This window comes from Pseudomonas sp. P7758 (assembly GCF_013386485.1).
GTDB lineage: Bacteria > Pseudomonadota > Gammaproteobacteria > Pseudomonadales > Pseudomonadaceae > Aquipseudomonas.
Genome location: NZ_JACARS010000107.1, coordinates 25,432 through 34,884, shown reverse-complemented (window position 1 = coordinate 34,884; position 9,453 = coordinate 25,432). Strand labels below are relative to the sequence as shown.

Sequence of the window (9,453 nt, the reverse complement as noted above, 5' to 3'; positions counted from 1 at the left end):
TTACGTGCCGCACGGCCGATGCCGCCGTACACCACCAGTTCTTTCGGATTTTCGGCAACCTGCGGGTCGAGATTGTTCATCAACATGCGCAGCGGCGCTTCAGTCAGCCAGCTTTTGGCGGTCAGCGTGTTGCCGCGTGCGGCACGGATTTCAACGTCACGGTATTGGGTAGGCTTGGTCACAAAAAAATCCTCAACGATCAATGCGCGAACATTGATGGGTGCGAAGAGGATGTTCATGGACTCTTACGCACACATCTTTACTTGTACATACAAGCATATGCAAGGTTGTTGCCAACTCGACGCGTCGTTGAACAGAGAGGCCTGTAAGGCGCTGAAACACCTGAGTTGCGCGGCCAGCCCTCCGCGAACCCATCGCGCGAATCAACCTTGGCGAGGAACTTGCGCACGGTATTGAGGCACAAAGTAACAATCTGCCAGAAGCTGGTGCGCGCACGAGTAACATCCCACGGCATTGACCAGCGCGCGTGCACCTGTGGTCACAACCCGTTACTGTCGACCCTGGAAAGATCCGGCCCGCGGCGAAAACACGCACTCAAGGCTTTTGAGATTTTCGTGCCAAACCACGGTTTTTCGTACCCAGCCCAGAAATTTGAGAGAAAATGCAAACCCAGCACACGGTCCGTTGTCATTTGCCCCATGCGTAAACTTCTTGGCTTCACCCTCATCATGGCCCTGGTCGCCGCCGTTTCCGCCTATCTGGTCTGGACCCAGGAGCGCCCCGTGGGCCATTACCTGTCCGACCTGCGGATCAACCTGGCCGTCGACCAGGGCGTGCCCGCCGACCGCGGCAACCTGTTGGGCATCCAGCCGGAACTGTTCCCCGCCGACTACCAGAGCCTGGAACGCCTGCACCTCAAGCTGGCGGCCTACCTGCAAAACGCCCGTGACCAGGGCCTGATCAACGACAAGACCATCGTGGTACTGCCGGAACATATCGGCACCTGGCTGATGGTCAGCGGCGAAAAGAACGAGCTGTACCAGGCCACCAACCTCAAGGAAGCGATGAACTGGTTGTCGGCGAGCAACCCGCTGCTGTTCCTGCGGGCCTTGATCAGCGCCAAGGGTGACGACCGTATCGACGACGCCTACCTGCGTATGAAGGCCCCGGCCATGGCCCGCGACTATCAAGTGCTGTTCGGTGGCCTGGCCAAGGAATTCGGCGTGACCCTGGTGGCCGGCTCCATTGCCCTGCCCAACCCGAGCGTCAGCCAGGGCCAGCTGCAGATCGGCCATGGCGCGCTGTACAACACCAGTGTGGTCTTCGACCGCGATGGCTTGCCGCTGGGCCAGCCGCAACGCCAGCTGTATCCGATTTTTGACGAGCGCGGTTTTATTGAGCCGGGCGATGAAAACAGCGTCAGCGTGGTCGATACCCCGGCCGGGCGCCTGGGCATCCTGATCGGCAGCGACAGCTGGTACCCGGACAACTACCGCAAGCTCAACGAGCAAGGCGCCCAGTTGGTGGCGGTGCCGGCCTTCGTGATTGGCCGCGAAACCTGGGACAAGCCGTGGCGCGGCTTCAAAAGCGTGTCGACGCCAGCCGAGATCAGCCTCAAGCCCGAAGAGCTCAGCGAAGGCGAAGCCTGGCACCGCCTGACCCTGATCAGCCAGCAACCCATCAGCCAGGCCACCGCCGGCATGAGCGTGTTCCTGCGCGGGCAGTTCTTTGACATGGGCAGCGCCGGGCAAAGCTTCCTCAGCAGCAACGGCCAGGTGTTCGCCGACGGCAATGCCCGTGGCGCGCGCCTGCTGAACGTGTGGCTGTAACTCAATGAAGCCGGTGCGGCTTGGGGATTTGTCGGTGGGCTTCGTCCACACCTTGGCCGATGCGATCCACAGCCATGGCCTGGACCCGCAACCGTTGCTGCTGCAATACGGCCTTGACCCGGCACGCCTGGCCGAGGCGGGTGCACGCTTGTCGATCCCGCGCTATATGCGCCTGGGCTTTGCGGCCATCCAGTTGACCGGCGATGCCAGCCTGGGCCTGCGCATGGGCCAGCTCAGCCGCCTGAGCCAGGCCGGGCTCGCCGGGGTCACCGCCGCCCAGGCGCCCACCGTGCGCGAAGCCGCCCGTACCCTGACGCGCTTCGAAGCCTTGTACGGCTCCAACTATCGCGGCCAGTCGAGCTTTCACGAGGATGCGGACGGTGCGTGGCTGCGCTTCTACTCCATCAGCCCGTATAACGCCTATAACCGCTTTGTGGTGGACTCGATCATCGCCGGCTGGCTGCATCAGTTGTCGAGCCTGAGTGCGCAACCGGTGCAGGCGCAGCGGATCGAAATCGAGTTCCAGGCCCCCGACTACAGCGAGCGCTACAGCGTGCTGGGGGACTGCCCGATCCAGTTTGGCGCCGAGCACAATCAGCTGCGCCTTAGCCAGCAAACCCTGGCCCTGCGCAACCCGGAACACTGCCCGAGTACCTGGCAATTACTGGTGCAGTTGTGTGAACGGGAACTGGAGCAGTTGACGCGCACCCGCAGCCTGCACGAGCGCATTACCCGCTTGCTCGGGCCGATGCTCAATGGTGGCCGGGAACCCGACCTGGAAGAAGTGGCGTCACGCTTGAAACTGCCGACCTGGACCCTGCGGCGCAAGCTGGCGGAAGAAGGGACTCAGTTCCGGGCGATTCTCAACGACACTCGCCGCGACCTGGCCATGACCTACATTCGCGATACCGAACTGGCGTTCGGTGAAATTGCCTATTTGCTCGGTTTTGCTTCAGCGGAAGCCTTTCAACGGGCGTTCAAGCGCTGGAACAGCCAGACCCCAGGGGAATTTCGCCGCAGTCAGCGGCATTCCGCCTGACGTCTGTCTTACAGCTCGGTGGCATCATCGGCCGGATCCAGCGGATCCAGTTCAAAGGCGTGGTACTCGAGCAATTCTTCCTGGTAATCGTCCATGGTTGACTCCTTGTTTTATGAAAAGGGGTTGCTTAGTGACCTGCACAACCAGCCTAAAGTGCCGTCATGACGAAAAAATGTCCGTGGCATGACGTTCCTGCACTTCAGGATTAAACGTAGCAGGATTGCCTTGATTTAGCCGGATGAATTTTAGATGCAACTGCAATCATTGCAATTGCAATCGTAAGCCGAATTCCTTTAGGGTATGGGCACCCGTTGCCAAGCGACCCTGCTCATGACTGCCAGCACCGAACGCTCTGCCCTGATCTGCATCGACGCCCTGAATGCAACGCAGCAGCCCCGCTGCTCGCCCCTGTATAGCGTGATGACCATGGCCAACACCCTGGAGTCCAGCCGGCAGGCGTGGGTGATTCGCGGCCAGTCGCGCTCACGCCGAGTGGTGAGCTGGCCCACCTGGTTCGCGCGCAATACCGGGGAAAAACCCATGCTGTACTTGCACACGGCCGCGTCATCGGCGCAGTTGCGCGCGCTGTCCGGCGAGACCCGTCAGCGGGGCATCCTGTGCAACGACAATGCAACCCAGCCCTCCCCTTCACTGCCCTTATGGCTGGCCAGCAATCCTCACTGCACACCTTATGACCCGGCCTCCGGCGAGGAAGCCCGGGCGATTGTGCTGGCGGGTTTACAGGCGCTGTATGTCGACGGCGAGCCGGGGTTCTACTACCTGGCACTGCACGATCAACACGACGGGCCAGGGCTGAGCCCGCAGGATAGTGACCATGCGCTCAGGGGCATGTACCGGGTCCGGCGCTCATACACCAGTGAATTGAGGGTGCGGTTGCTGGGTGCGGGTCGAGCGTTTGAAGAAGTCGTGCACGCCGCGCAGTTGCTCGAGACGGATTGGAACGTCGAGGCGCAACTGTGGAGTTGCCCCAGCTATACACGGCTGGCCCGCGAAGCGGATGCAGCGCAACGCTGGAATCGCCTGCACCCGTTGGCACCGAAGCGCAGTTGTCATCTAAGGGATTGCCTGGCTGGGGATGGCGCGCCGGTGGTCGCAGTCACCGGGTATCCGCAGCCTATCGTTGACCAGTTGGCAGGGCATGTGGATGCGCGTTTTGTAGCGTTGGGTGCGGGCTCCGTGGAAACGTCAGCACCCAGTCGATATTGGGTAGCGGTGCTGGCATTGAAGGCGTTGGCGGATGACGGCTGGATCAAAGCAGAACAGGTGGAGACCGCCCTGAATCGATATCACCTGAAATGACGATCTGCAATCCATCGCAGATCAAATGTGGGAGCGGGCTTGCTCGCGAAGACGGTGTGCCTGTTGATATTACTGTTGCTGACACACCGCTTTCGCAAGCAAGCCCGCTCCCACACGGAATCCGCGTCGCCTGGAATATTTGCTTCAGGTCTTACGCCGCCCGCGGGTCTGCACGCCCGCCTCCATCGCCAGCCCCGCAGTACGTTCCAATGCCTCGGCAAAAACCCGGCGTTGCTCGCTGTCGAGCTGCGACAAAAACAATTCATCCACGCTGCTTTCGTAGATTTTCCACATCTTTTTACGCAATACCCGGCCCGCGTCGGTGATCGAGACAAAGGCAGCACGCCCGTCACCGTCGGAGCGCGAACGCACCACCAGGCCGTCCTTTTCCAGGCGGTCGACCAGGCGCGTCAGGTTGTAGCGTTCGATGGCCAGCACATCGGCCAATTCGTGCATGCGCCGGGTGCCATCGGGGCCACTTTCCAGGCCCCACAAAGCGTCGTACCAGGCATACGGCGGCAGACCGGCATCGGCCAGGCGCCGCTCGATTTCACGGATGACCGTCCTGTGGGCCCGAACAAAACGGAACCAGACATCAGGCTCTTTCGACGACATGCAACACCATCCGGGGAATTTCAAGAAGGTTGCAATAGTAGCTCATCCCGCGCTAGATTCAGTCATGTAGTTGCAATTGCAACTACATTCGCAAAGCTCCCACAAGGAGCCCACACGCTGAAACCCGTCCACCCTGGAGCCTGACATGACCCCGAACACTGCAGTACGCCTCGACGACGATCCACAGGAAACCCGCGAATGGCTGGAGTCCATCGAATCGGTGCTGTCCACCGAAGGCCGCCCGCGCGCGCATTACCTGATTGATCAGTTGCTGGATTTCGACGTGGCGCGGCATGGCGACTTCTACGGGCGGGTGACCACCCCGTACGTCAACACCATCCCGGTAGACCGCCAGTTGCCCTACCCCGGCAACCTGGCCACCGAGCGCCGGCTGAATGCGTTTATTCGCTGGAACGCCATGGCCATGGTGCTGCGCGCGGGCAAACATTCCGGCGTGGGCGGGCATATCGCAACCTATGCGTCGGCTGCGGTGCTGTATGACGTAGGCTTCGACCATTTCTTCCGTGGCCGAACTGAAAGCTTCGATGGCGATCTGGTGTACATCCAGGGCCACTCCGCGCCGGGCATTTACGGGCGGGCGTACCTCGAAGGCCGGATCAGCGAAGCCCAGCTGGACAACTTCCGCCGGGAAGCCGGTGGCGACGGTTTGTCATCCTATCCGCACCCTCGCCTCATGCCAGACTTCTGGCAGTTTCCTACGGTTTCCATGGGGCTCGGACCGATTACCGCCGCGTATCAGGCGCGCTTCATGCGCTACCTGGAGTTCCGCGACCTCAAGCAGCACCAGGGCCGCAAGGTGTGGGCGTTCCTCGGTGATGGCGAGATGGATCAGCCGGAATCCCTGGCAGCCATTTCCCTGGCCGGGCGCGAGAAACTCGACAACCTGATCTTCGTGGTCAACTGCAACCTGCAACGCCTCGATGGCCCAGTTCGCGGCAATGCCAAGGTGATCCAGGAATTCGAAAGCCTGTACCGCGCCGCCGGCTGGAACGTGATCAAGGTGATCTGGGGCGGCGGCTGGGATGCGTTGCTGGAAAAGGACAAAAGCGGCTTGCTGCGCCAGCGCATGATGGAATGCGTGGACGGCGACTATCAAAACTACAAATCGCAAAACGGCGCCTACGTGCGGGAACACTTCTTCGGCAAATACCCGGAGTTGCTGGCGCTGGTGGCAGATATGTCCGATGACGACATCTGGAAACTCTCACGGGGCGGCCATGACCCGGACAAGGTCTACAACGCCTATGCCGCCGCCGTGCGTCACAGCGGCCAGCCGACGGTGATCCTGGCGAAAACCGTCAAGGGCTTCGGCATGGGCGAGGCCGGCGAAGGCCAGAACATCAACCACCAGCTGAAAAAGATGGGCGCTGAAGCCGTCAAAGCCTTCCGCGATCGCTTCGGGCTGGAAGTGGCCGACGACCAACTGGCTGAAATCCCGTATCTCAAACCGGCCGCCGACAGCGAAGAGGCCCGCTATTTCGCCGCCCGCCGCCAGTCACTGGGTGGCTACGTGCCGGCTCGCCATAGCGCGGTCGAGTCGCTGAAGATCCCGGAACTGGATGCCTTCGCCACCCAGCTCAAGGACACCGGCGAGCGCGCGATCTCCACCACCATGGCCTTTGTGCGCATCCTCGGCACCCTGCTCAAGGATCCGAACCTGGGCAAACTGATCGTGCCCATCGTGCCGGACGAGTCCCGCACCTTTGGCATGGAAAGCCTGTTCCGCCAGATCGGCATTCACTCCGCTGTCGGCCAGCTCTACACCCCACAGGATGCCGGCCAGCTTTCCTACTACAAGGAGAGCAAGGACGGACAGATCATGCAGGAAGGCCTGAATGAATCCGGCGCCATTTCCTCGTGGATCGCAGCGAGTACGTCCTACGCCAACCACGGCTTGATGACCGTGCCGTTCTACATTTTCTATTCGATGTTCGGCTTCCAGCGGGTCGGCGACCTGGCCTGGGCCGCAGGTGATGCACGGGCGCGGGGCTTCCTGCTGGGGGCGACGGCCGGGCGCACCACGCTGATGGGCGAAGGCCTGCAGCATGACGATGGCCACAGCCATGTGCTGTCGTCGGTGATCCCGTGCTGCATCTCCTACGACCCGACGTTTGCCTTCGAGCTGGCGGTGATCATTCGCGAAGGCATGCGCCGGATGTACGTCGAGCAAGAGGACATCTACTACTACATCACCCTGCTCAACGAAAACTACCCGCACCCGGCGATGCCCGAAGGCGTCGAGGACGGGATTCTCAAGGGTATGTATCGGTTGAAGGCGGCTGAAGACACCACGCAACCACGGGTACAACTGATGGGTAGCGGTTCGATCCTGCGGGAAGTCATCGCCGCCGCGGACCTGCTGCGCGATGATTTTGCCGTGGCCAGCGATGTGTGGAGTGTCACCAGCCTGACCGAGCTGCGCCGGGAAGGTCATGCCGTGGAGCGCTGGAACCTGCTGCATCCTGAAAGCGAACCGCGTACCAGCTATGTCGAGCAGTGCCTTGAGGGCCAGCCTGGGCCCGTGGTGGTCGCCACCGACTACATGAAAATCTTTGCCGATCAGATTCGCCCGTTTGTACCGGGCCGGCGCTTTGTGGCGCTGGGCACCGATGGCTTCGGGCAATCGGATACCCGCGAAACCTTGCGCGAGTTCTTCGAGGTGGACCGGTATTTCATTGCCCTGGCGGCCTTGAAGGCGCTGGCGGATGACGGCCTGATCAGCCGCGCCAGGGTGGCGGAGGCGATCAGCCGCTACGGGATCAACGTCGACAAGGCCAACCCCGTAGCGGTGTAGTTACTGCGCAGGCGTCGGCAGAGGCGGAATCGCTTCGGTCGGCGCAGGCAGCGCAGGAGTGGTGGCCTCTGGCGCAGGTGCCGGGGCTTCCTTTGGTGCAATCGGCGCAGGTTCCGCCGGTGGTACCACCGGCTCCGATGCCGCTGGCTCTACCGCCGGCGTCACTGGGGCTGCCGGTGTGGCGGGCGCTTCTTTTGGCACTTCTTTCGGCGCTTCAACCTTATCGGCCTTATCGGCCACCGGAGCTGCCTTAGGTTCCGGGATGCCCAGGTCAGCCTTGGGTTTCTCTGGAATATGCGCTGCCTTTTTCACTTCCTGGGGCAGGAAAACGTCCACCAGGGCGAAATAACGCTCATAAAACTTCGGCGCAGACACCGTCTCGCTGGCCACCTTGACCATGGAGTCGTCGGTGGAGCCAATCGGCATCGACACCGAACCCAACACACCCACACCGAGGCTGGCGGAGTTGTTGACCTTCTTCAAGGCGTAGCGATCCTGCAAGGCGTTGGCGAACATCGTCGAGTGATGATTGCCGCTGCCATCGTCGGCACACACCACGTTGAAGCTGATCTGCAGGTGAGTTTCGCCGGTCTGCTGGAAGCTCTTGTTACCCGCCACCAGCTTTGGATCGCTGCTGGTGATGATGTAACCCTGGCTCAACAGCGCACGCCGCGCCGCTTCGCAGGCCGCCGTGTCACTGACCGGGTAATCACGGGAAAACGTGCCGGAGTCGTCGAAGTTCTCATGTTCATAAATAGCGGTCTTGGGTGACGAGCAGCCCGCAGCGCCCGCCAGCACCAGCGCCAACCCGAGGCTACGCAAGTGAAATGATGTCGACATCGAAAATCCTGAGGAAAACAGTCAGGGCGGTATTGTGCAACAGAACGTGGCCTCGGCGCGCGAATTCCTGTCGGTAAAACGTCACAGCCTTACGGGACGGTGTCCGCAGGAAAAAGCCGCTCGCCCATATGGTCGATAAACACGCGCAATTTCGCCGAGGCATGGCGACTTGATGGCCAGAGCATCCAGAAGCTGCCGCTGTGCTCCAGGTAATAGTCCAGCACCCGTTGCAGCCGGCCCTGCTCCACCGATTCGCGGACCATGAAGTCTGGCAGGCAGGCAATCCCCAGGCCTTCATGGGCCACGTGCATCAGTGATTCGATGGTGGTGGAGACCAGCGGCGCACGCAGGGTCGGCTCCGGCAGGCCCGGCTCCGGGCGCAGTGGCCAGGTTTCCAGTTTGCCGGTGGCGCAGAATTTGTGGCGCAGGCAGGCGTGGTCGCTCAAATCCCGGGGCTGGCGCGGCGTACCGTGCAGGCGCAGGTACTCCGGGGACGCCACCAGCACCAGGCGGTAATACCCGAGGTGGCGCGCCATCAAGCGTGAGTCCTCGGGTTTGCCGGTGCGGATCACCGCGTCGAAACCCTCCTCGATCACATCCACCATGCGGTCGGAGAAGTCCACGTCCAGCTCGATCTCGGGATAGGCGCGCATGAAATCCGTCAGTACCGGCATCAACAAGCCGCGCACTTGCGGCAGGCTGACGCGCAACTTGCCTCTGGGGGTGGCGGATGCCTGGCTCAGTTCCTGTTCTGCGGCTTCGACTTCCGCCAGGATGCGCCGGGAGCGTTCGAGAAACAGTGCGCCCTCGCTGGTCAACGTGATACTGCGGGTGCTGCGATGGAACAGCCGCACCCCCAGGCGCTCTTCGATGCGCGCGATGCTTTTGCCAATCGCCGAGGACGACACCCCCAGCATGCGCCCGGCCTCGGTAAAGCTGCGGGTTTCGGCCACCTGCACAAACACTGAAATACTGCCCAGGCTGTCCATCGTCTCGCTCCCGAGGATTGCGGACATTGGCGTCCGATAAGTTCG

7 protein-coding genes and 1 pseudogene are annotated in these 9,453 nt (G+C 61.6%); 4 read left to right on the top strand and 4 right to left on the bottom strand.

The annotated features are described in order from the left end of the window. Positions 1-182: pseudogene (locus HX873_RS22480) on the bottom strand (urocanate hydratase); the annotation flags it as partial. Between the two features lie 477 nt (positions 183-659). On the opposite strand from HX873_RS22480, the gene HX873_RS22475 reads away from it, so the two are divergent. The 3 genes from HX873_RS22475 (at position 660) to HX873_RS22465 (ending at position 4,149) form a co-directional block, all read left to right on the top strand. After that, on the top strand, positions 660-1,790 hold the full coding sequence (locus HX873_RS22475; RefSeq protein WP_003207875.1) for a carbon-nitrogen hydrolase family protein: 1,131 nt from the start codon (positions 660-662) through the stop codon (positions 1,788-1,790). 4 nt (positions 1,791-1,794) lie between these two features. Beyond that, entirely contained in the window at positions 1,795-2,829 is a 1,035-nt protein-coding gene (locus HX873_RS22470) for an AraC family transcriptional regulator (RefSeq protein ID WP_177123220.1), read from the top strand. Between the two features lie 300 nt (positions 2,830-3,129). Then, entirely contained in the window at positions 3,130-4,149 is a 1,020-nt protein-coding gene (locus tag HX873_RS22465; RefSeq protein ID WP_177123219.1) for a pyruvate dehydrogenase, read from the top strand. Between the two features lie 144 nt (positions 4,150-4,293). On the opposite strand, the gene HX873_RS22460 is transcribed toward HX873_RS22465, so the two are convergent. Beyond that, the gene (locus HX873_RS22460; RefSeq protein ID WP_003207868.1) at positions 4,294-4,764 is read right to left on the bottom strand and encodes a MarR family winged helix-turn-helix transcriptional regulator; all 471 of its coding nucleotides are present in this window, start codon (positions 4,762-4,764) and stop codon (positions 4,294-4,296) included. Between the two features lie 145 nt (positions 4,765-4,909). Here HX873_RS22460 and aceE point away from each other — a divergent pair, with 145 nt between their 5' ends. Then, positions 4,910-7,579, top strand: a complete 2,670-nt coding sequence (gene aceE, locus HX873_RS22455; protein WP_003207866.1) for a pyruvate dehydrogenase (acetyl-transferring), homodimeric type — start codon at positions 4,910-4,912, stop codon at positions 7,577-7,579. Here aceE and HX873_RS22450 read toward each other — a convergent pair whose 3' ends face one another. Further along, a complete protein-coding gene (locus HX873_RS22450) occupies positions 7,580-8,419 on the bottom strand; it encodes a DUF2242 domain-containing protein (RefSeq protein WP_177123218.1) in 840 nt (279 codons plus the stop codon). A gap of 89 nt (positions 8,420-8,508) precedes the next feature. Then, complete coding sequence (locus HX873_RS22445) at positions 8,509-9,408, bottom strand: LysR family transcriptional regulator (protein WP_003207864.1); 900 nt, start codon at positions 9,406-9,408, stop codon at positions 8,509-8,511. Between the last annotated feature and the right edge of the window lie 45 nt (positions 9,409-9,453).